This is a genomic window from Actinoplanes sp. NPDC049668, assembly GCF_044465445.1.
Classification (GTDB): domain Bacteria; phylum Actinomycetota; class Actinomycetes; order Mycobacteriales; family Micromonosporaceae; genus Actinoplanes.
The window spans coordinates 1,136,812-1,156,488 of record NZ_JBITLR010000002.1; the positions used below are offsets into that span (position 1 = coordinate 1,136,812).

Sequence of the window (19,677 nt, forward strand, 5' to 3'; positions counted from 1 at the left end):
ACTTCTCCTACAGCGTGCTGAGCTGGTCGCGCAGCTTCTCGGCGTAGAAGTCGATGAAGCCGTCCGGGTCGGGGCCCGCGTTCATCAGCACGACGTGGTCGAATCCGGCGTCCGCGTAGGTTCGCACGGCGTTCACGTAGATCTGCGGGTCGGCGCCGTTGGCGAACTGCGCGCGGATGTCCTCCTCGGTCACCGGCGCGGCGGCGGCCTCGAAGTTCGCCGGGTTCGGCAACTCGGTCATCACCTTCCAGCCGAGCACCGCCCACGGCGCGGTCCTCAACGCGGCCTTCACCCCGTCGTCCGGGTCGGCGGCCCAGGCCATCGCCACCTCGGCGTACCGGGGACCGGCACCGCCCGCGTCGGTGTAGGCCGAGATGAGGTCCTTGCGTGGCTCGGTCGCGAACAGGCCGGTGCCGTGGCTGGCGGCCAGCTTGGCCGCCTCCTTGCCGCCGGCGGCGACGGCGATGACCGGGAGCCGGTCCGGCAGCAGGTCGAAGACGCGGGCGTCCTCGAGCTGCAGATGCTTGCCCTCGTACGACCGATAGCCGCCCTGCCACAGCAGGTTGATGATCTCCAACGCCTCGCGCAGGCGCTCCTGCCGGCCCCGCACGCTCGGGAAACCCTGCCCGATCACGTGCTCGTTGAGCCGCTCCCCCGAACCGACGCCGAGGGTGAACCGGCCGTCCGAGATGATCGCCAGGGTGGCCGCGGCCTGGGCCACGATCGCCGGGTGGTAACGCACGCTCGGGCAGGTCACGCCGGTCGCCAAGCCCAGATCACGGGTACGCGCGGCGACCGCGCTCAGCACGTCCCACACGAACGGCGAGTGCCCCTGCACGTCCAGCCAGGGATGGAAGTGGTCGCTCATCTCGACGAAGTCGAACCCGGCTCGCTCGGCTCGCAGCGCCTGGTCGATCAGTTCCTTCGGGCCGAACGCCTCGGCCATCAGCTTGTATCCGATCCGCATGACCACTTGGCTTCCCGGCCGCCGGACGGCTAAACCGGTCGCCCTCTCGCCTTGAAGAGCTGTTGCGCGCAGAGGGCCACACGAGCATCACCCGCCTCGCGGCTGCGCCTGTCATGCGGGAGGCCAGACCAGCAATGCGGCGAGGCTTCCGGCACCCGCGAGGCCGATCACGGTCCGCCCGGCCAGTACGTAGCAACGATGCCGGGCGGGATGGGTCGATTCGGCGAACAACGCGAGCAGGCTACATATCCCGTAGAGAAGTCCGGCGACGACAAGGACCGTGCGGGCGAGGTGCACGCCCGCGCGGTAGGTGTCCAGACCAGGCGCGTCCGCGAAGGCGTCCCAGGCGTACCCGCTGTCACGGCGACCCGGTATCAGCCAGACGCCCGGGGCCGCGAGCAGCGCCGCCATCGCGATGGTGAGCCAGTGCCGCCATCCGTCGGTGTAGCGGTCCGCCAGAACGACCAGGCCGATCGCGGCGGGAACGGCGGCGATCGTCGCCCAGCCGGCCACCGCGACGGCACGGGGTGCACAGTCCGTCGCCTGGCAGACCAGACGAAGAATCCGCGGTGCCACCCAGACGTGGGCGGCATACGCCGCGCCGAGCAGGGCCAGCACCACCACGACCTGGACCAGCGGCACCAGACCTCCGCCGCGGGCGTTGTGCTTCCCCATCAGCTTGATCATGGAATGCCTACCTGCCCGGCACAAGCACGCCGCGCTGTTGTCTCCGGTACCGCTGTGCGGCATCATGCGCAACGTGAGCCAGGTGTCTTCATGATCCGGCAAGCCGCTGCCGCGGGTGTCCGGTCGGCGCGGACCATGTCGGTGCGAGCATGAAACGCTTTCCGAAGGCGCAGCGTCGCAAGATCCAGCGGTTGCAGGCCGGGGCGCTGCGGGGCGACCTCGTCGACGCGTACAACCTGGCCCTGGAATTGGAGCAGGTGGGCGACGACGCTCAGGCGGAGCGCTGGCACCGGGTGGCGGCGAGCGCCGGTGATCCGCAGGCGCTGAACAACCTCGGGGCATTCCTCCACGAGGCGGGTCGTGAACAGGAGGCGCTGACGTTCTTCGTGGCCGCGGCGGAGGCCGGGGACGTCTTCGGCGCCCGCAACGCCGCGGTGCTGTACGAGAAACGCGGCGAGGATGAGGCGGCCGAGCGCTGGTTCCGGGCGGCGGCCTCGGGCGGCGACCATCTGGGCGGGGCCTGGCTCGCCCACCTGCTCGTCCGCACAGAGCGCTACGAGGAGGCGCGGCCCCTGCTCGTCGCCGCGGCGGAGGGCGGTCACGCCATCAGCGCAAGTGTCCTCGCCGATCGACACGAGTGCGCGGGCGACGACGACGAGGCCGAATACTGGTACCGGGTGGCTGTCGCCTGCGGCGACCTCGAGTCACGCAACGACCTCGCCCTGCTACTGGGTCGAACCGGGCGTAGCCCGGAGGCACTGGTGATGTGGGTGGCCGGCGCAGACAGCGGTCACGCCTACTGTGCGTACAACCTCGCGATCGAGCTGGAGGAGGCGGGTGACCTCCGCGAGGCGAAACGCCGGTACCGGCAGGCGTTGACCGCGTGGGAGGCCGATGCCGAGAACCTCGACGGGCAATCCGCCTACTGCGCGGCGGTGGCCTGCGACGAGCTGGACGACCACCGCGGCGCACTCGCCTGGTACCGCCGAGCCGCCGCGCTCGGTGATCCTGAGGCCGCCGACGAGCTGCGGCAGCGCGCCCTGGCCAACAGCGAGCCACGACAGCGCACTTCAGGCCACGACCGGAACCGTCGCGGGCCGGCGCAGCGGCGCGGCAGCACCCGGCCGTAGCCGGGCTCCGGCAGCTGCGATCCCTAGTCCAGCTGGCAGAACGGCGGGTCACCGACGGTGATCCCCAGATCCGCGCAGTCGTATCCGCTGCCCTGGCTGTGGTACCGCCATCCCGTGCCGGTCTTGTAGTGGAACAGGTAGATGCCGTCGCCGGGCGTCGGGCCCTCCGGGTCGGCCGTCGCCCAGCCGTTCCAGCACTTCACGCTCGACGGCACGAAATGCCAGCCCTTCGGCAGGTCGGCCAGCCCTTCGAGGGTCTTCGCGGTGGGACAGCCGGATGTGGCGGGACGGCTGCTGGTCCGTGGCGATGACGGCGGTTTCGTGCTCGGTGACGCGGAGGTCGGTGCGGCGGTGGGTGCCGCCGAAGTCGTGGTGACGCTCGGTTGCGGCGCCCGACTCGTCGCCAGCGCCGACGGACCCGGCCCGTCGACGCCGGCGAAGACGACCGCGACCGTGCCGGTGACGGCGAACGTCACCGCCGCACCCGCGGCGGCCGCCGTACGCCGTTGCGACTGCCGCGACTTGCGCAGGGATCGTTCGTACAGGTCGGTGCCGCCGCCGTGCTCGGCCAGGTCGGACATGGCCTGGCGCAGTGGCCCGAAGTCGTCGGTCATCAGGCGTCCTCCAGCACGGCCGAGAGCAGCTCGGGTGCCATCTTCCGGATGCGGGCCAGTGCCTTGCTGGTCTGGCTCTTGATCGTGCCGACCGAGCAGTGCAGGAGGTCCGCGGCCTCGGACTCGCTGCGGTCCTCGAAGAACCGCAACACCAGCACGGCACGTTGCCGCCGGGTGAGCTGGGCGAGGACCTCATGCAAGGCGAGCTTCAGATCGGTACGGCGCGCGTGGTCGCTGCCGGGCTGGACCACGTCGGCCAGTTCGCCCGGCATGAACTCGGCAAGCTTGCGCCGTCGCCACAGGCTCACATGCTGGTGGTACATGGCCGTTCGGGCGTACGCCTCGAAGTGTCCGGGATCGCCAAGCCGGTGCCGGCCCCGGTGGGTGCGGGCCAGCGCGTCCTGGACCAGGTCCTCGGCCAGGTGCCGGTCACCGGTCAGCAGAAACGCCGTCCGCAGCAGCGCGGGCGACCTGGTCCGGACGAAGTCGCAGAAGAGATCGTCAACGGAGTTCGACATGCGCCGCCCGCGCTCCTCCTGTGCCGAAGATTCGTCCAGGCCGCACACCGTAGCGGGTGCGGACCAGCGCGCCGCACCGGTCACCGCCGTCACGGTCAGTGGCAGAACGGCGGGTCACCGGCGGTGATCCCCAGATCCGCGCAGTCGTATCCGCTGCCCTGGCTGTGGTACCGCCATCCCGTGCCGGTCTTGTAGTGGAACAGGTAGACGCCGTCGCCGGGGGTCGGACCCTCCGGGTCGGCCGTCGCCCAGCTCTTCCAGCACTCCACGCTCGACGGCACGAAGTGCCAGCCCTTCGGCAGGTCGACCAGTTCCTCGAGGGTCTTCGCCGAGGGACAGCCGACCTCCGTGGCCCGCGAAGTGGCCGGGGCCGGAGCGGATGAGGCTGGGGCGGGAGCAGCTGAGGGCGGAGCGGCCGAGAGCGGAGCGGGATTCGGTGTGGAACTGCACGCGGCGAGTCCGAACAGGATGGCGGTGACGGGCAGCAGAAGACGGTGACGTGCAGGCATTTCAGGGTCCCCCGGATCGTGGCGCTCTTCGCTTACACCCGGGTACATGCGATACACGGCCCGCAGGTTGCCGCCGGCCAAAAGAAATCTCGAGAAGTTCCCGCGCCGGCCACCATCCACTCCGGACGTTGAGGCCAGTACTCAGTCCGGGCGTCCGATTACCTGAGCAGGCATGCTCATGCGGGGTGCCGGGCGCGGACCGGAGACTCCGTGCATGACACATTTCCCCGCGTTCAACGGCGCTCTCACCCACCGCGGCCGCGTCCTGGCAGTCGCCACCCTTGCCGCTCTGGCGCTCTCCGGCTGCGCCGGCGGCCAGCCGAGTGGCGGCGGGCCGGGCGGGAGCGTCGACGCCGAGGCGATTGCCGCATCGGCGTCGCCCGAGCAGGCGGCGTTCGCGGCGATGCTCGACGAGGTCGCGCAGCCGTGCCCTTCCACCGCCGGGGCCGCGCCGCGACCGACCGCCAAGAAGCCGACCGGTCCGGTCGGGCAGCACAGCCTCGCCCCCGGCGAGACTCCCCCGACCGACCCGATCGAGCCCGCCGCCCCGACCGGGCCCGAGACGGAGTTGAACGACCGCGATCGGTGCCTGAGCGTCCAGCACGAACAGCGCATCATCGAGGCGCTGCAGGCGGTCTCGAAGCCCACCCCCGCCAAGGTCCGCGAGACCCTCAACGACCTCGGTTACATCGACGAGCGCATCCACGGCCTCAGGCAGGAGGGCGAGGCCACCCGCTTCTACCTCGACCTGCGCGAGGACGGCGGCCGGCTCTGCGAGGCGGGCCTGGCCGCCGGCGAGCAGACGGATGTGACCGTCTGCGCGACCCCCGTCACCGGACAACCGATGTAACAAAGATTGTTGCTTTCGCGAGGCGGTTGGACGACACTGGCGCAGTGGCGGCCAACAGCAGAGTGACGATCGCGGCTCACGCCTTGGCGTGGCTGGAGCTCGCCCGTCGGCGGGGCCGCGACGTCCTCACCTCCGAAGAGGTGGCGGCCAGCGTCAACACCAACCCGGTCATCGTCCGGCGCAGCCTCGGCGACCTGCAGCGGGCCGGCCTGGTGACCGCGCGCCGCGGCAACGGCGCGGGCTTCTCCCTCGGGCGACCGGCGACCGAGATCACCCTGCTGGACGTCTGGCTCGCCGTCTCACCGGAGCCGCTGCTCGCTCTCCACCATTCCGAGCCCAACCTTCAGTGCCCGGTCGGAAACGGGATCCGGCCCGTGCTGACCGACCTCTACGAGGACGCCACGAACGCGTTCCGGGCGGAGCTGGCGCGCCGGAGCATCCACGACGTCCTCGAAAGGATCCTGACGTGATCGTCGAACTGCGCCGCTACGCCCTGCGCGAGGGCCGCCGCGACGAGCTGATCGACCTGTTCGACCGCGAATTCGTCGAGACCCAGGAGAAGCTGGGCATGGCGGTACTGGGCCAGTTCCGCGATCTCGACCGGCCCGACCAGTTCGTCTGGCTGCGCGGATTCCCCGACATGCGCTCACGCCGCGCCGGCCTGACCGCCTTCTACACCGGCCCGGTGTGGGCCGAGCACGGGCCGGCCGCGAACGCCACGATGCTCGACTCCGACGACGTCCTGCTGCTCCGCGAGATCGTCGCGGTCCCGGTGTCCGACCGCGGCGACGCCGGCCCGGCTTCGATCCTGCACGCGACGATCTGGTACTGGTCCGGCCCGTTCCCCGACCCCGCCGCGCGCCCGCCGGATACCGTGGCGGTGCTGCGAACCGAGTACGCCGCGAACGACTTCCCCGCGCTGCCGGTCCGCGAGGGTGAGCACGCTCTCCTGTGGCTCACCCGGTCACCCCTGCACGTGGACGTCCCGGCGGAGGTGACGAGGACCGAACACCTCCGCCTCTCCCCGACTGAGCGCTCCAGCCTTCGCTGACTCAGGGAGTCTGCGAACCGTCGAACAGGGTGCACGCACCGGTGGCGGTGCCGACGCGGGCGCCGTACGCGTCGAAGACGCCGACCGTCACCTCTTCGGCGTAGCGATACGGGTTGCTGGTGATCGTGTGCACGTAACCCGTGTCGGCCCAGCTGCCGTCGGCGGCCTTGGTCACCCGGTGCTCGACGTCCCACGCGCCGCCGAGCGACTCGCCGCGGAAGCCGGGCTCGTTCGGCCGCGCCTGGCTGATCGTCACGATGTGGTAGGAGACCCGCGACGCGGACCCGCCGCCCATCGTGTCGCCCGCCCTACCGTTGACGCCGTTGACGACGGCGGTCACGGTCCCGGCCACCGGGTCGCAGGTGAGCGCCACCGTGGTCCGCTGATCGTAGTCGCAGGTGGCCTCGCGGGTGGTGTAGTAGGCGCCGGTCGCCGGGTCCTTGAAGGTCACGGTCAGCTGCTCGCGGTAGAAGAGCGCGGTCACCGGGTCGAAGGCGCCGGTGTAGCCGACCGCGCTGATGTCGCCCGCGGTCGTGGACGTGGCGGTGACCTTGAAGGGCTGCGCCATCGGCGACAGGGTCGTCTTGGCGGTGGCCGTCACCCGCACGCCGGTGCGGCGCTGGAACTCGACGGCCACCGGCTTGGCCGGGCCCGGCGCGAACAACGTGCCGGAGACCCAGGTGGAGATCTCGCCGGTCTCCGCGTCGCAGGAGATGTTCGCCCGCAGCGGCGTCGCGGCCGAGGCCGCCGCCGCGGGCAGCATCACCCCGACGACCGCCGTGACGACAAGGGCGGCCAGTACTCGCATCCTCGACATCGATCCCCCGTAGATCCTTTATGGATGATTGCGGGCGTCGACGTTACCAGGTGATCGATGCTTGTAACTGCCCTGACGTTCGGTGGCCTATCCGACGGCCGCCAGGAAATCCGAGTAGAACAGGCCCAGGCCGACCGCCACGCAGACGCCGGCCACGATCCAGAATCGGACCACGATGTTGGCCTCGCTCCACCCGGCCAGCTCGAAGTGGTGGTGCAGCGGCACCATCCGGAAGACACGTCTGCCGGTGGTCCGGAACGACACGATCTGGATCACCCAGGTGACCGTGATGATGAAGAAGAGCCCGCCGATCAGGATCGAGAGCAGCGTGGTCCGGGTCGCCACCGCGAGCCCGCCGATCAGGGCGCCGAGCCCGAGCGCGCCCACGTCACCCATGAAGATCCGCGCCGGGGAGGTGTTCCACCACAGGAAGCCCACGCAGGCGCCGGCCGCCGCGGCCGCGATCATGGCGATCTCCAGGGGATCGCGGACCTGGTAGCAGTAGTCGTTCGCGCGGGCGTACGTCTCGTCGGCGCACCAGTGCCGGTACTGCCAGTACCCGATCAGCGCGTACGCGCCGAGCACCAGGGTCGACGCGCCGGTGGCCAGGCCGTCGAGCCCGTCGGTGAGGTTCACGCCGTTCGACATCGCCGTGATCACGAAGACGAACACGATCACCGAGCCGACCTTGCCGACGTCCAGCCAGCTGATGTCCCGGATGAACGAGATGTGCTCGCTGGCCACGGTCTGTCCGTTGGTACTCGCCTCGTAGAGCGCGGCGACACCGAACCCGCCGCCGACGATCGCCTGGCCGAGCAGCTTGACCCGTGCGGACAGGCCGTCGGAGTTACGCCGGCGCACCTTGAGGAAGTCGTCGACGAAGCCGATCGCCCCACAGAAGACGAACAGGCCGAGCAGGACGAGGGCCGTCATGGTCGGCAACTCCTGCGCGATCTGCCGCTTGGGCAGCGTGGTCAGCGCCAAGTGCCCGGCGACGTACGCGAGGAGGGTCGCCACGATGAACACGACGCCACCCATCGCGGGGGTGCCCGTCTTGCCCTCGTTCGAGGCGAGCCCGAGGGAACGGATCGGCTGTCCGGCCTTGAGCGCGGTGAAGACCCGGATCGCCACCGGCGTGCCGAACAGGGAGACGACGAACGCGACCGCCGCCGCGACGATGACCGCCCTCACGGGCGGGCCTCCGTGAGATCCGGACTGGTCATGGCGTCGGACAAGTCAGCGTCATCGATCACGGGCGGATCTTGCCATCCGACCGCAACCGGGCAGACCGAGACCCCACAGCCTGGATCCGCCGCGCTAGGACGCCTTTGACGGTCTATTCGGCCGGATCGGCGGCCCGTTTCGGTAGGTGCGCGAGTTCAGCCTCGGTGGCCAGGGTCTCGGGGTGGTCAGGGCCGAGTACGCGCACCTGATCTGCGAATAGCTGTTGGAATGCCGCGACGGCACTGTCGGAGTCTCCGATCTCGGCTCGCCAACGGGCAAGCTTGTGGCGAGTGAGCAGGGTGTGATGGTGATCGGCTCCTAGAATTCGAACCCTGTCATCGAGAAGCGATTTGAGTGCTGCGGTAGCGCTGTCTCGGGCACCAGACTTCCATTGCCAGATGGCGGCACCCTCCCTGCTGGCGAGGGTGTGTGGATGGTCTGGGCCGAGGGTCCGTGAACGCGCGTTTACGACCTCCTGGGTTTCAGCGAGAGCGCCGGCTATGTCTCCTGCCTCACCGCGGTAGCGGGCGATGTTGTTCCGGGTGATAAGGGTGTAGACATCGTCGGGGCCCAGGACCCTTGTCTGAACGGCGAAGAGTTCCACCAGTTCGGCGACGGCACCGCTCGGGTCATTGGCCTGGCCACGGCAACGAGCCAGCTGCGTCCGGGTCCGAAGGGTGTCGATGTGTTCCGGGCCCTGGATGAGTGCTTGGTCGGCAAGGAGTTCGCTGAGCGCGTCGACCGCGCCTGCGGCGTCGCCCGCCATACTCTGCCACCACGCGATACTGAGACGGACATCGAAGGCCTCCGGGTTCGAGGCTCCCAGGACCTCGACGACGTCAGGGAGCAGCTCCTTGTAGGCGTCCCTGGCGTCGGCCCAGTGGCCGGCGTGTCCGGTCCAGTAGGCGATCCATTTGCGAATCACCAGAACATCTGGATGGGTGTCGCCGAGGCTCGCTGCGACGGTTGGATGAAGTTGGCGGACGTAATCGAGCGCGGTGGTTTCCTGACCTGTATTACCGATGAGGTGAGCGGCGCGGACGAGGATCGGGTGTACGCCCGTGACGGGGTCCACGAGACATGTCCCGGCGACCGTGCGCAGCACCGCGGTATTGGACCACAGCAGTTGCGCGAATGTTCTTTCGTGCTGGGCGACGATCGGCACTTGCAGGAGGGCATCCGCAGCGCTGTTCGCCGCCATGCAACGGCGGGCCGAGTCCATGTCTTCGCGTACGGCGCGTTGCACCAAGGCGTGCACCCGCACGATGCCTGCGGCGTCGTCGACGGTGGCCAGGTTGAACCGCTGCAGCAGCCGGATCCCGTCCAGGGCATCGTCGGCGTCGCACGGCACGCCCCGATATCGGGCGCAGTAGCCGGTGGCCGAGTCAGTGCTGAACACGGTGAGAGGTATCGAGTTCGGATCCAGCATCGCGGCCAGCTGCAGCAGTTGCCTCGCCGCTCCCTTGGGCGGCAACCGGTCGGCCGTGTTGATCGAAATCGTCCAGGTCGCTGCTACCGAGGCTCGGTGTTCGTCCGGTAGCACGTCCGGCGCGAGATCGGGCAACTGCCGCCGCTGGTCGGCCAGGCGACGGCGGTAGCCGGCGCAGTCCAGGCCCCGGTCGGTGATGTAGGCGGCGGCCTGGGCCAGCGCGAGCGGCAGACAGCCGAGATCGGCCGCGAGGGCATCAGCATCGGTCAACCTCTCGGGTTGATCTCCGAGTTTGTCGCGCAGGTACCGGTCGGCCTCGGTCGGTGTGAACACGCCGACGTCGATCAGGTGCCGCCCGGCGAGCAGGGCCGTATCACGGCGGCGGGTGGTCACAACGGTGCGCCCCGTCGGTGCGGTGGGTGGCCACAGGCCATTCAAATCGGCTGGATCGGCGAGGTCGTCGAATACGATCAGCCATCGACGATCGGTGCCGGCCAGCCAGGCGACGAACCGTTCTGCTGCGTGGATCGGGTCTGGATCCTCGATGCCGAGAATGTCAAAGGCAGCCTGTACGAAGCGGGCTACGACATTGGTGCGGGACGTTGCGTTCGCCCATACCAGAAGATCTACGCTCTTTTGGTCCCACAGCCGGTGGGCCAGGTCGGCAGCAAGTTGCGTCTTGCCGACCCCGCCCAAGCCCGAGAGAACCTGGCACCCTGCTCCGGCAGCGGCAAGAGCGTGGTCGGCCTGACGGTCAAGGCGGCGATCTGCCAGAGGTGGCAGGGCACCGATGCGGTGCGGCCACGAGATCGCATTCAGGCCGTGAAAGTGGTTGTGCTGAGTATTGTGATCACCTACCTGCCACCCCTGGGCGATCCTGACGTCCAGTCCTTGCGCGGGATTCTCCATTGACGTCGGCCAGTCAGGAGAGTGTGTCGACACCGGCGTACTCCTCCTGTCGCCACAGGCTGATGGCCTGATTCTGACAGTGCGCGACCCGCGCCGTGGAACTACTACGCGGTCATCAAGCGTTTCACCGGGCTGGTCGGGGCCACCGCAGCGGGTGAGTTGTAGTGGTTCATCAGCGCCCTCCACTCCTCGAGCACCCGCGGCTTGGTCGGCCGGTAGTCGAACTGACCGTCGGCGTTGCACCAGAATCCGACCGCTTCCACGCCGGCCCGGTCCAGGTAGGCGCACGCCTCGCGGTACCACGTGGCCTGCCAGCGGCCGTCGGTGTCCCAGTCGGTCGGGTGGGTGCCGAACTCGGTGATGTGGGTGCGCACGCCGAACTCGTGTCGCGCCGCGATGGGCAGGCCGAGCAGGGCCTCGGGAGCCTCGTAGGCGTTGACGCCGGCGGACCGGTAACAGTCCCAGCTGTCGACGTCGGCGAGGTCCGGCAGCATGAACCGGCGCCAGTCCATCTCGCGGCGCTTGTACCGCGAGGCGTACAGGGTGTGCACGTTGATCAGGGTGACGTTCGGCCGGGCCGGGTGGGCGTCGACCGTCCGGCGCAGCAGCTTCCAGTAGCCGACGTAGCCGTCGATGTCGTCGGCCCAGTCGATGTCGCCCTCGTGATGCCAGGTCAGCCACACCTTGGTCCGGGCCGGGATGGAGTCGAGGAACGCGGTGATCGCGGCCGGGCCGACCCGGTCCTTGTAGCTGATGTGCCGGATCGTGCGGTCCGGCAGGCCGGAGATCGCGTCGTAGGACGGCAGGCCCTTGCCTCCGGAGTGGAACACCCGCGTGAACCACGGGGTGGGCAGCTTGGGCAGCCACCGCTTGTACTCGGAAGGAGTCGGGTGAAGGCCGATCCGCAGCTTCGTCATGGGATCCCCTGGTTCCGTGGCTATTTGGTGGAAACAACACGATAGCGACGGATTGGACACGCGTGAGTCGTGGACACTCAGTAGATCGGCGGACCCGGGCATCCCCCGGGCCGCCGATTCCCTGGTCTCCGGGTCAGGACAGGAAACTGCCGTACGGGCCGTTCAGGATGCCCTGCTTCTGCGCCTGGCTGAAGTGCGTGTTCGGGTAGCTGTAGAAGGAGGCGGACATCGGGGTGCCGTCGGTCGAGGTCGAGTCCGGCAGGCCGAAGGCGTGCCCGAGTTCGTGGACCATGCCGCCGTACCAGCGGTTCATCGGGCCGTTGATGCCGGCCGCGCCGTCGGCGTCGTGGCCGCTGAGGATGACCCAGCCGCCGCCTCCCCCGCCGCCGGAGCAGGAGGCCTCGGCGCTGATCTCGCCGACGTTGATCCAGCGGCTGTCCGGCGCGCGCAGGGAGAGTTTGCGCAGGAGCTCCTGCTGCATGTTGAAGACGACCCACCAGTAGCACTCGTTGCCGTTCGGCGTGTTCTCGTACCACGAGCGGGGGTGGTCGCCGTTGACGACCTCGACGACCGGGTTGTTGAGGGTGAACGTCTTGCCGAGTTCCTGCCGGTAGTAGCGCTGGGCCTCGCGCATCACGGTGGCGATGCCGTCGACGTACCGCTGGTCGTACGGAACGTCGGTGGGCCGCAGCCAGTAGGCGCGCACGGTGCGGTGCGGCGGTGTGGACGTGGGCGGCGAGGAGGTCGGCGGGGTGGTCGGCGTGGCGGTGGGTCCCGGCGTGGTGGCGCCGGTGCAGACGACTCCGTTCAGGGTGAAGCTCGCCGGCACCGGGTTGCCGCCGTTGTTCCATGAACCGTTGAAGCCGAACGTCGCGGTGCCGTTGGTGGCGAGGTTCGCGTTCCAGGCGGCATTGACGGCCGTGACCGTGGAGCCGCTCTGCGTGGTTACCGCGTTCCATGCCTGCGTCACCGCCTGACCGGCGGTGAACGACCACCGCAGGGTCCAGCCGGTGAGGGGGTCGCCGAGGTTGGTCACGGCGACATCGGCGTTGAATCCACCGCCCCACTGGCTGCCGACGGTGTAGCTCACCCGGCAGCCCGCCGCGGCGGCCTGCGCGGACGTCACCCCGCCGATCGCCGCTCCGGCGGCGACGGTGGCGAGCGCGACCACGACGGTACGGCGTACCCGTTGCAGCATCCCGGTCTCCTTCCGGACTGGATTGAATCGATAGTCATCCATTTATTGCGCCTCACTCTGACTTACGAAATCGGTTTCGGCAAGTTTCGGCCAGAGTGGAGTCGCTCGACGGCTGGAATGGTCTGGATCGTTCGTAGACTGTGGACATCGTCGATGCAGGGAGGGCGGCCTTGGGTGCGCCGGACGAGGATCACGAGGGGACGCCGGCCCGCGTCCCGGCGGGCCCGGCGCTGCGTGTGGAGGTCCTCGGCCCGTTGCAGGCCTGGCAGGGTGACACCCGCCTGGCCCTGGGCCCGGTCCAGCAGCGGGTCGTCCTGGCGCTGCTCGCCCTGCACGCCAACCGGCCGGTGCGCCGCGAGCAGCTGATCGAGGCGGTCTGGGGTGAGGCCGCGCCGGCCTACGCGGTGAACCTCGTCCAGAAGTACGTCTCCGGCCTGCGCCGCGCGTTCGAGCCGGTCCGTTCGGTCCGCTCGCCGTCGCTGCTGACCTGGTCCGATGTCGGATACCGGCTGTCGCTGCCGCCCGGTTGCCTCGATCTCGAGGTGTTCGACCGGGAGGTCGGACGGGCCCGGGCCGCCAAGGCGGCCGGCGAGATCCCCGGGGCCCTACAAGCCCTGCGCGCCGCGATACAGCTCTGGCGCGGCCCGGCGTTCGACGGCCTGGCGAGCCCGTCGCTGGAGGCGGAGCGGACGCGTCTCGAGGAGCGCCGGATCAGCCTGCTCGAGGAGCGCATCGAGATCGACCTCGTCATGGGCAACGACCAGGACCTGGTCGCGGAGCTGAACCGCCTGGTCGCCGAGTACCCGTTGCGGGAACGCCTGCGGGGATCGCTGATGTCCGCGTTGTACCGCAGCGGGCGCAGGGGCGAGGCGCTGGCCGCCTTCCACGCGCTGGCCCGGCACCTGCGCGAGGAGCTGGGCGTCGACCCGTCGGCGGAGCTGCAGGAGCTGTACAAACGCCTGCTCGCCAACGATCCCGGGGTCGACGCACCGGTCGCCGGCCGGCCCGCGGTCGAGGCCGCCGCGGAGCCCGTCCCCAGCGCGCCGGTCCCGGCCCAGCTGCCGTACGCGACGCCGCACTTCGTCGGCCGGGTCGACGAGCTGCGCCGGCTCGACGCGCTGGCCGACGGCAGCGGGGGTAGCGCCGGCGACGGAATGGTGATCGCCGTGGTCACCGGCACCGCCGGGGTGGGAAAGACCTCGCTGGCATTGCACTGGGCACACCGGATCAGCGGCCGGTTCCCGCACGGTCAGCTCTACGTGAATCTCCGTGGCTTCGACCCGAGCCGCTCGGCCCTGGAGCCCGGTGACGCGCTGCGCGGGTTTCTCGACGCGCTCGGCGTGCCGGCCCGCCGCGTGCCGGCCACCATCGAGCAGCAGGCGGCCCTCTACCGCAGCCTGCTCGCCGGGCGCCGGGTCCTGGTGGTGCTGGACAACGCCCGGGACACCGACCAGGTGACCCCGCTGCTGCCCGGATCGGCCGGCTGCCTCGTCGTGGTGACCAGTCGCAACCGGCTGTCCGGGCTGGTCGCCGCCGGGGCCGCGGCGGTTCCGGTCGACCTGCTCACCGCCGATGAGGGCCGCCAGATGCTGCGGCGGCGGCTCGGTCCGCCACGCGTCGAGGTGGAGCCGGAGGCGGTCGACGACATCGTCGCCGCCTCGGCGAGGCTGCCGCTGGCGCTGGCCATCGTGGCCGCCCGGGCCGTGGCCCAGCCGCGGTTCTCGCTGGCCGCGCTCGCCGGCGACCTCGGCCAGGCGCGGGGCGGCCTGGACGCGTTCGTGGGTGAGGACGCGACCGTCGACGCCCGGGCCGTGCTGTCCTGGTCGTACCATCTGCTCGCCGAGCCGGCCGCCCGGCTGTTCCGGCTGCTGGGGCTGCATCCGGGGCCGGACATCTCGGTCGCCGCGGCCGCCAGCCTGGCCGGCGTGCCGGTGCCCGAGGCCCGCCGGCTGCTGGCCGCGCTCTGCAGCGCCCACCTGATCGACGAGAGCGCCCCGGGCCGGTTCACCTTCCACGACCTGCTGCGCGCCTATGCGGCCGAGCTCGCCCGCGCCCCCGGCGAGGCGGCCGAACGCGAGGCGGCCCTGCTGCGGATGCTCGAGCACTATCTGCACACCGCGCACGCCGCCGACCGGCTGCTCTACCCGTACCGGGCACCGCTGGAGGTGGACCCGCCCTCGCCTGCGGTGGTGACCGTCGAGTTCGCCGACTCGGACCGCGCGATGGCCTGGTTCGTCGCGGCCCATCCGAACCTGCTGTCGGTGATCACGTTGGCCACCGCGACCGGTCATGACACGTACGTGTACCGCCTCGCCTGGACGATGACCGCCTTCCTGAACTACCAGGGGCACTGGCACGACTGGTCGGCGACGATGGGCGCGGCCCTGCAGGCGGCCGGGCGGCTGGGCGACCTCGGCGGTCAGGCCCAGGCGCACCGGCTGCTCAACCTGGCGAATCTCCAGCTGGGCCGGCTGGAGCTGGCCGGCGCGCACGCCCGGCAGGCCCTCCAGCTCTTCGGACGGCTGGGTGACCTGCCCGGCCAGGCCCGGATCCACCTCAACTTCGGCCGGGTCCTCGAGCGCCAGGGCCACTTCCAGCAGGCGCTGGAGCAGGCCCGGCAGGCGCTGGAGCTGTTCCGGCTCGCCGCCGATCCGGCCGGGGAGGCGGACGCGCTGAACTGGGTGGGCTGGTACCACAGCCAGCTGGGCTATCACGAGCAGGCCCTGGAGTACTGCCACCAGTCGCTGGCCCTGCACGAGGACTCCGGTGACTGGCCTGGTCACGCCGACACCTGGGACAGCCTCGGTTACGCACACCATCAGCTCGGCCACTACGACGAGGCGGCCGCCTGTTACGCGCAGGCGCTCGCCCTCTGGCACGACCTGGGCGACCGGTACCAGGTGGCGATGACGCTGCTGCGGCTCGGTGACACCCACCGCGCCTCCGGCGAGGGCGAGGGCGACGCGGCGCGGGCGGTCTGGCAGCAGGCGATCGAGATCTTCGACGATCTGGGGCACCCGGAAGCCGTCACCGTACGGTCGAAACTCGACCATCTGGCGGGTACCAGAATGGACCGTTCGGCTGGCGCCCCGGAGGCCGCACCGGGCAAGCATTGACGGTCGTCGTGGTAGCGTCCGAACCGCGGCGGGGACGCGGCCAATGGAGGAACAGATGTCCGACAGGTCTGGTGCATCGCGCGTCATTCTCAGCGGGCTGGCGGTGGGCGCCATCCTGGGCGCCCCGGCCGTCGCCGCGGGTTCCGCGGCGCTCGCCGCCGGCAGCAGCGCCGTCCGCGACTGCTCATCGGCGGGCGACGAGGTGCAGAGCGCCGTGGCGTCGATCCGGGAGCAGTTCGAGGCGTCGTTCACCCCCGGCGCCGTTGCCGAGGCGGTATCGCCTCCGACTCCGGTCATCTGTGAGACGTCCTGATACCGAGCCGGTCCCGCTGGAGTTGACCCGGCCGGCACCGCAGGCGGCGCCGACCGCCGCACAGCGGGCCGCCTGGCCGGTGGTGATCGTGTCGATGCCGTTCATGGTGGCCGACCGGCCGTCGATCCAGTTGGGACTGCTCCAGGCGATCGCCACCGGGCACGGATACGCCGCGCGGACGTTGCACGCCAACCTGGACTTCGCGCACCGGATCGGTGGCGAGACCTACCGGTCGCTGTGCGAGCAGCGCGGGCACATGATCGGCGACTGGCTCTTCTCCGTGGCGGCCTTCGGCGATGCGGCCCCCGACCCGGACGGCGCCCTGCTCGACGACGTCTCGGCCGGCCTCGACCTCGCCGGCGAATCCGGTACGGTGAGCCGCGACCAGCTGCTGCGGATCCGGGACTTCGACGTGCCGGCGTACCTGGACGAGCTGGTCGACGGGTTCCCGTGGCAGGAGGTCCGCGTCGTCGGCTTCAGTTGCACCTTCCAGCAGAACGCCGCCTCGTTCGCGCTGGCCCGCCGGTTGAAGGGCGAGTTCCCGCACGTCGTCACGGTGTTCGGCGGAGCCAACTTCGACGGCGAGATGGGCCAGGAGTACGTTCGCCGCGCCGGCTGCATCGACTACGCCGTGACCGGCGAGGGCGACGTGGCCTTTCCCGAGCTGCTCGCCGCCCTGGCCACCGGCGCCGATCCGGGCGCGGTGCCCGGCGTCGTGTGCCGCAGCGGCGGCACGGTGTCGGCCTGCGCGGCGCGAGCGCCGTACGGTCGCCTCGATGAGTCGCCGTCGCCGAACTACGACGAGTACTTCGCGCACGCCGAGGCGCTGGGGATCCATCCGCGCGCCGGTCGCCGCACCGTCCGTATTCCGTTCGAGTCGGCGCGGGGCTGCTGGTGGGGCGCGAAGCACCACTGCACGTTCTGCGGGCTCAACGGCTCCAGCATGGCGTTCCGGGCCAAGTCGCCGGGCCGGGTCGCCGACGAGCTGGCCACCCAGTCGCGGCGGTACCACAGCTTCCGGTTCGAGGCGGTTGACAACATCCTGGACACCGCGTACCTGTCGAAGCTCTTCCCCGAGCTGATCGCCGCGGGCACCACGTACGACATCTTCTACGAGGTGAAGGCCAATCTGAGCCGGGACCAGCTGAGGCTGCTCCGGCAGGGCGGCGTGACACACCTGCAGCCGGGCCTGGAATCACTGAGCACCCGGGTGCTCGAGCTCATGCGCAAGGGCGTGCGCGCCGGGCAGAACGTGAACGTGCTCCGCTGGGGGCAGTACTACGGCATCGTGATCTCCTGGAACATCCTCTGGGGCTTTCCCGGCGAGTCCGCCGAGGACTACCGCCGGCAGGCGGACGTCATCCCGCACCTGGTGCACCTGCGGCCCCCGGTGGGCGCCGGCCGGGTCTGGCTGGAGCGGTTCAGCCCGCTCTTCACCGATCCCGACTCCGGCGTGAAGGAACGCGGTCCCGAGCGCGGTTACCGGTACGTCTATCCGGAGAGCTTCGATCTCGACAAGGTCGCCTACTTCTTCGAGTACGCGCTCGCCGACCCGCTCCCGGACGAGGCGTACGCCGGGGTCCGGACGGCGACCGCGGCCTGGCGGGAGGCCTGGGAACGCCCCACGCCGCCCACGCTCACCTACTTCTCGGCGCCGGGCTACCTGCAGATCTACGACGGCCGCCGGCCCGGGGCGGAGGGCACGTACACGTTCGAGGGCGAGCTCGCCGAGGTATACCTGGCCTGCGTCGACCGGCCGATCGGGGCGACCGCGGTACGGGAGCGCATCGGTCGCCGGCTGCCCGTCGACGCGATCGAGGAGGCGTTCGACGGGTTCGCCGAGCGGGGCCTGATGTTCCGCGACGGCTCGTCCGCCCTGGCCCTGGCGCTCCCGGCGGGAGCGATCCGGTGACCGGGCCGACCGACGATGCTGAGATTTTTACCGTACGGGGGTGGTTATGGAAGATCAGGTGACGCTGCGCCCGTTTCGCGAGCGGGATCTGTCCTTTCTCGAACGGCTGGGCTCGGATCCGAGCGTCACCGGGCGCTACGTGTGGGCGGGCTTCCGGGACCCGCGGGTCCGGCGCCAGCGCTGGGAGAAGGACGGGTACGTCGGTACCGACTCCACGGCGCTCGCGGTCGTCGGCGAGGACCCCGGTACCGGCGTGGAGTCCGTGTTCGGCATCGCGAGCTGGGAGGCGAAGGACCGTGGCGGCCCGCCCGGTGGTTGCTACGAGATCGGGCTCGCGCTGCTTCCGGAGCATCGCGGACACGGCATCGGCACCCTGGCGCACCAGGCGATCGTCCGGCACCTGTTCGGCTGCACCCTCGCCCACCGGCTGGAGGCGCAGACCGACGCCGACAACATCGCCGAGCAGCACACGCTGGAACGGGTCGGATTCTGCCGGGAGGGTGTGCTGCGCGGCGCGCGGTTTCGCGAGGGCGCCTGGCGGGACATGCTGATGTACGGCCTCCTGCGCGCCGACCCCGGCGCCTCGGGCCCGGTCTGACCGCGGTTTCCAGGCTTCGTTCCAGCGGCTGTTCAGCGGTCGATCCAACCCCCGGCCCATGCTGGCGCCGTGGAATTCCAGTTGCTGGGCTTGGTCGGGGCGTGGGACGAGGGCCGCCGGGTGTGTCTCGGCCCTCGCCAGCAACGTCTCTTCTTCGCCATCGTGGCCCTCGAGCTCAACCAGATCGTCCCGGTGGACCGGCTCACCGATCTGATCTGGTCACAGTCCCCTCCGCGCACGGCCCGGCACGCGCTGCACGTGATCGTGTCCCGGCTGCGCAACGTGTTCACCGAGGGCCGGGCGTCGGCCGAGCTCGAGGGTGCCGGCGCCGGGTACGTCCTGCACGCGGACGCCCGTGACTTCGACGTGTACCGGTTCCGGGAGTTGCTGCGCCGGGCCCGGTCCGACGCCGATCCTCGTCGCCGCATCGAGGTGCTCGACGACGCGCTCGGCCTGTGGTCCGGCCCCGCGCTGCACGGCACCGCGTCGCCACGGACGCTGGAGTCGCTGTGCCGCGGGCTGGAGGAGGCCCGGATGTCGGCGGTGGAGGACCGCTTCGCCGCCGGCCTGGAGCTCGGGCACCACCGGGAGCTGCTGGCGGAGCTGCCCCGGCTGGTCGCCGAGCATCCGCTGCGGGAGCGGTTGCTGAGCCTGTACATGCTCGCCCTGCATCGCAGCGGCCGCAGCGCGGAGGCGCTGGAGGCCTACCGCCGGGCCCGGGTGCGCTTCGACGTCGATCTCGGCATCTCCCCCGGCGCCGATCTGCGGACCCTCGAACTCGCCATCCTGCGCGGAGACCCCGCCCTCGACCGCTGGGCGCCCCTTGAGGTCGCCTGACCGGCCAGGGCATTCATGACTATGAGTGTTCTATGAGCGGCCTCTGAGTGACGGTCGTTAGCTTTCAGAAAAGGTCATCTA

Annotated in this window: 19 protein-coding genes; 9 read left to right on the top strand and 10 right to left on the bottom strand. The window is 70.4% G+C overall.

What is annotated here, in order from left to right; all coding sequences use genetic code 11:
- Window positions 1-7 precede the first annotated feature (7 nt).
- Both ACIBSW_RS11965 and ACIBSW_RS11970 read right to left on the bottom strand, forming a co-directional pair.
- Window positions 8-967 (bottom strand): TIGR03557 family F420-dependent LLM class oxidoreductase, encoded by a 960-nt coding sequence (locus ACIBSW_RS11965; protein WP_354717792.1) that lies wholly within the window; start codon window positions 965-967, stop codon window positions 8-10.
- Between the two features lie 111 nt (window positions 968-1,078).
- Window positions 1,079-1,642 carry a hypothetical protein gene (locus tag ACIBSW_RS11970; RefSeq protein WP_354717790.1) on the bottom strand — a complete coding sequence of 188 codons (564 nt, stop codon included), beginning with the start codon at window positions 1,640-1,642 and terminating at the stop codon, window positions 1,079-1,081.
- Window positions 1,643-1,803: 161 nt separating this feature from the next.
- Here ACIBSW_RS11970 and ACIBSW_RS11975 point away from each other — a divergent pair, with 161 nt between their 5' ends.
- Window positions 1,804-2,784 carry a hypothetical protein gene (locus tag ACIBSW_RS11975; protein ID WP_354717788.1) on the top strand — a complete coding sequence of 327 codons (981 nt, stop codon included), beginning with the start codon at window positions 1,804-1,806 and terminating at the stop codon, window positions 2,782-2,784.
- A 23-nt stretch (window positions 2,785-2,807) separates the two neighbouring features.
- Here ACIBSW_RS11975 and ACIBSW_RS11980 read toward each other — a convergent pair whose 3' ends face one another.
- The 3 genes from ACIBSW_RS11980 to ACIBSW_RS11990 all read right to left on the bottom strand — a co-directional run bounded on the left by ACIBSW_RS11980 (window position 2,808) and on the right by ACIBSW_RS11990 (window position 4,197).
- Window positions 2,808-3,398 (bottom strand): hypothetical protein, encoded by a 591-nt coding sequence (locus ACIBSW_RS11980; RefSeq protein ID WP_354717786.1) that lies wholly within the window; start codon window positions 3,396-3,398, stop codon window positions 2,808-2,810.
- Window positions 3,398-3,916: a SigE family RNA polymerase sigma factor gene (locus tag ACIBSW_RS11985; protein ID WP_354717784.1), complete on the bottom strand. Its 519-nt coding sequence runs from the start codon at window positions 3,914-3,916 to the stop codon at window positions 3,398-3,400. The genes ACIBSW_RS11980 and ACIBSW_RS11985 overlap by 1 nt, the downstream gene beginning before the upstream one ends.
- Before the next feature lie 95 nt (window positions 3,917-4,011).
- On the bottom strand, window positions 4,012-4,197 hold the full coding sequence (locus ACIBSW_RS11990; RefSeq protein ID WP_354717782.1) for a hypothetical protein: 186 nt from the start codon (window positions 4,195-4,197) through the stop codon (window positions 4,012-4,014).
- 442 nt (window positions 4,198-4,639) lie between these two features.
- Here ACIBSW_RS11990 and ACIBSW_RS11995 point away from each other — a divergent pair, with 442 nt between their 5' ends.
- From ACIBSW_RS11995 to ACIBSW_RS12005, 3 genes are read left to right on the top strand one after another with little or no spacing between them, the layout of a single operon-like run.
- Window positions 4,640-5,275, top strand: a complete 636-nt coding sequence (locus ACIBSW_RS11995; protein ID WP_354717780.1) for a hypothetical protein — start codon at window positions 4,640-4,642, stop codon at window positions 5,273-5,275.
- Window positions 5,276-5,319: 44 nt separating this feature from the next.
- Complete coding sequence (locus ACIBSW_RS12000; protein ID WP_404799305.1) at window positions 5,320-5,745, top strand: Rrf2 family transcriptional regulator; 426 nt, start codon at window positions 5,320-5,322, stop codon at window positions 5,743-5,745.
- The gene (locus ACIBSW_RS12005) at window positions 5,742-6,326 is read left to right on the top strand and encodes an NIPSNAP family protein (protein ID WP_354717776.1); all 585 of its coding nucleotides are present in this window, start codon (window positions 5,742-5,744) and stop codon (window positions 6,324-6,326) included. The genes ACIBSW_RS12000 and ACIBSW_RS12005 overlap by 4 nt, the downstream gene beginning before the upstream one ends.
- A 1-nt stretch (window position 6,327) precedes the next feature.
- Here ACIBSW_RS12005 and ACIBSW_RS12010 read toward each other — a convergent pair whose 3' ends face one another.
- The 5 genes from ACIBSW_RS12010 to ACIBSW_RS12030 all read right to left on the bottom strand — a co-directional run bounded on the left by ACIBSW_RS12010 (window position 6,328) and on the right by ACIBSW_RS12030 (window position 12,820).
- The gene (locus ACIBSW_RS12010; RefSeq protein WP_354717774.1) at window positions 6,328-7,143 is read right to left on the bottom strand and encodes a hypothetical protein; all 816 of its coding nucleotides are present in this window, start codon (window positions 7,141-7,143) and stop codon (window positions 6,328-6,330) included.
- 87 nt (window positions 7,144-7,230) lie between these two features.
- On the bottom strand, window positions 7,231-8,334 hold the full coding sequence (gene mraY, locus ACIBSW_RS12015; protein WP_354717772.1) for a phospho-N-acetylmuramoyl-pentapeptide-transferase: 1,104 nt from the start codon (window positions 8,332-8,334) through the stop codon (window positions 7,231-7,233).
- Window positions 8,335-8,479: 145 nt separating this feature from the next.
- Window positions 8,480-10,738 carry a tetratricopeptide repeat protein gene (locus ACIBSW_RS12020; RefSeq protein ID WP_354717770.1) on the bottom strand — a complete coding sequence of 753 codons (2,259 nt, stop codon included), beginning with the start codon at window positions 10,736-10,738 and terminating at the stop codon, window positions 8,480-8,482.
- Window positions 10,739-10,809: 71 nt separating this feature from the next.
- Window positions 10,810-11,622, bottom strand: coding sequence for a hypothetical protein (locus tag ACIBSW_RS12025; RefSeq protein WP_354717768.1), 813 nt, complete (start codon window positions 11,620-11,622; stop codon window positions 10,810-10,812).
- Window positions 11,623-11,755: 133 nt separating this feature from the next.
- Window positions 11,756-12,820 (bottom strand): cellulose-binding domain-containing protein, encoded by a 1,065-nt coding sequence (locus ACIBSW_RS12030; RefSeq protein ID WP_354717766.1) that lies wholly within the window; start codon window positions 12,818-12,820, stop codon window positions 11,756-11,758.
- Between the two features lie 170 nt (window positions 12,821-12,990).
- On the opposite strand from ACIBSW_RS12030, the gene ACIBSW_RS12035 reads away from it, so the two are divergent.
- The 5 genes from ACIBSW_RS12035 to ACIBSW_RS12055 all read left to right on the top strand — a co-directional run bounded on the left by ACIBSW_RS12035 (window position 12,991) and on the right by ACIBSW_RS12055 (window position 19,596).
- On the top strand, window positions 12,991-15,936 hold the full coding sequence (locus tag ACIBSW_RS12035; RefSeq protein ID WP_354717764.1) for a BTAD domain-containing putative transcriptional regulator: 2,946 nt from the start codon (window positions 12,991-12,993) through the stop codon (window positions 15,934-15,936).
- Between the two features lie 55 nt (window positions 15,937-15,991).
- Window positions 15,992-16,249 carry a hypothetical protein gene (locus tag ACIBSW_RS12040; protein ID WP_354717762.1) on the top strand — a complete coding sequence of 86 codons (258 nt, stop codon included), beginning with the start codon at window positions 15,992-15,994 and terminating at the stop codon, window positions 16,247-16,249.
- Window positions 16,236-18,161: a RiPP maturation radical SAM C-methyltransferase gene (locus ACIBSW_RS12045; protein ID WP_354717760.1), complete on the top strand. Its 1,926-nt coding sequence runs from the start codon at window positions 16,236-16,238 to the stop codon at window positions 18,159-18,161. Before ACIBSW_RS12040 ends, ACIBSW_RS12045 begins: the two co-directional genes overlap by 14 nt.
- A gap of 46 nt (window positions 18,162-18,207) precedes the next feature.
- Entirely contained in the window at window positions 18,208-18,759 is a 552-nt protein-coding gene (locus ACIBSW_RS12050) for a GNAT family protein (protein ID WP_354717914.1), read from the top strand.
- 69 nt (window positions 18,760-18,828) lie between these two features.
- Window positions 18,829-19,596, top strand: coding sequence for an AfsR/SARP family transcriptional regulator (locus ACIBSW_RS12055; protein ID WP_354717758.1), 768 nt, complete (start codon window positions 18,829-18,831; stop codon window positions 19,594-19,596).
- The last annotated feature ends 81 nt before the right edge of the window (window positions 19,597-19,677 follow it).

What these genes read in the sequence shown, in the direction of transcription:
- ACIBSW_RS11965 (WP_354717792.1), bottom strand. Translation starts at nt 967, where the DNA reads ATGCGGATCGGATACAAGCTGATGGCCGAGGCGTTCGGCCCGAAGGAA.
- ACIBSW_RS11970 (WP_354717790.1), bottom strand. Translation starts at nt 1,642, where the DNA reads ATGGGGAAGCACAACGCCCGCGGCGGAGGTCTGGTGCCGCTGGTCCAG.
- ACIBSW_RS11975 (WP_354717788.1), top strand. Translation starts at nt 1,804, where the DNA reads ATGAAACGCTTTCCGAAGGCGCAGCGTCGCAAGATCCAGCGGTTGCAG.
- ACIBSW_RS11980 (WP_354717786.1), bottom strand. Translation starts at nt 3,398, where the DNA reads ATGACCGACGACTTCGGGCCACTGCGCCAGGCCATGTCCGACCTGGCC.
- ACIBSW_RS11985 (WP_354717784.1), bottom strand. Translation starts at nt 3,916, where the DNA reads ATGTCGAACTCCGTTGACGATCTCTTCTGCGACTTCGTCCGGACCAGG.
- ACIBSW_RS11995 (WP_354717780.1), top strand. Translation starts at nt 4,640, where the DNA reads ATGACACATTTCCCCGCGTTCAACGGCGCTCTCACCCACCGCGGCCGC.
- ACIBSW_RS12010 (WP_354717774.1), bottom strand. Translation starts at nt 7,143, where the DNA reads ATGTCGAGGATGCGAGTACTGGCCGCCCTTGTCGTCACGGCGGTCGTC.
- ACIBSW_RS12025 (WP_354717768.1), bottom strand. Translation starts at nt 11,622, where the DNA reads ATGACGAAGCTGCGGATCGGCCTTCACCCGACTCCTTCCGAGTACAAG.
- ACIBSW_RS12030 (WP_354717766.1), bottom strand. Translation starts at nt 12,820, where the DNA reads ATGCTGCAACGGGTACGCCGTACCGTCGTGGTCGCGCTCGCCACCGTC.
- ACIBSW_RS12040 (WP_354717762.1), top strand. Translation starts at nt 15,992, where the DNA reads ATGTCCGACAGGTCTGGTGCATCGCGCGTCATTCTCAGCGGGCTGGCG.
- ACIBSW_RS12050 (WP_354717914.1), top strand. Translation starts at nt 18,208, where the DNA reads ATGGAAGATCAGGTGACGCTGCGCCCGTTTCGCGAGCGGGATCTGTCC.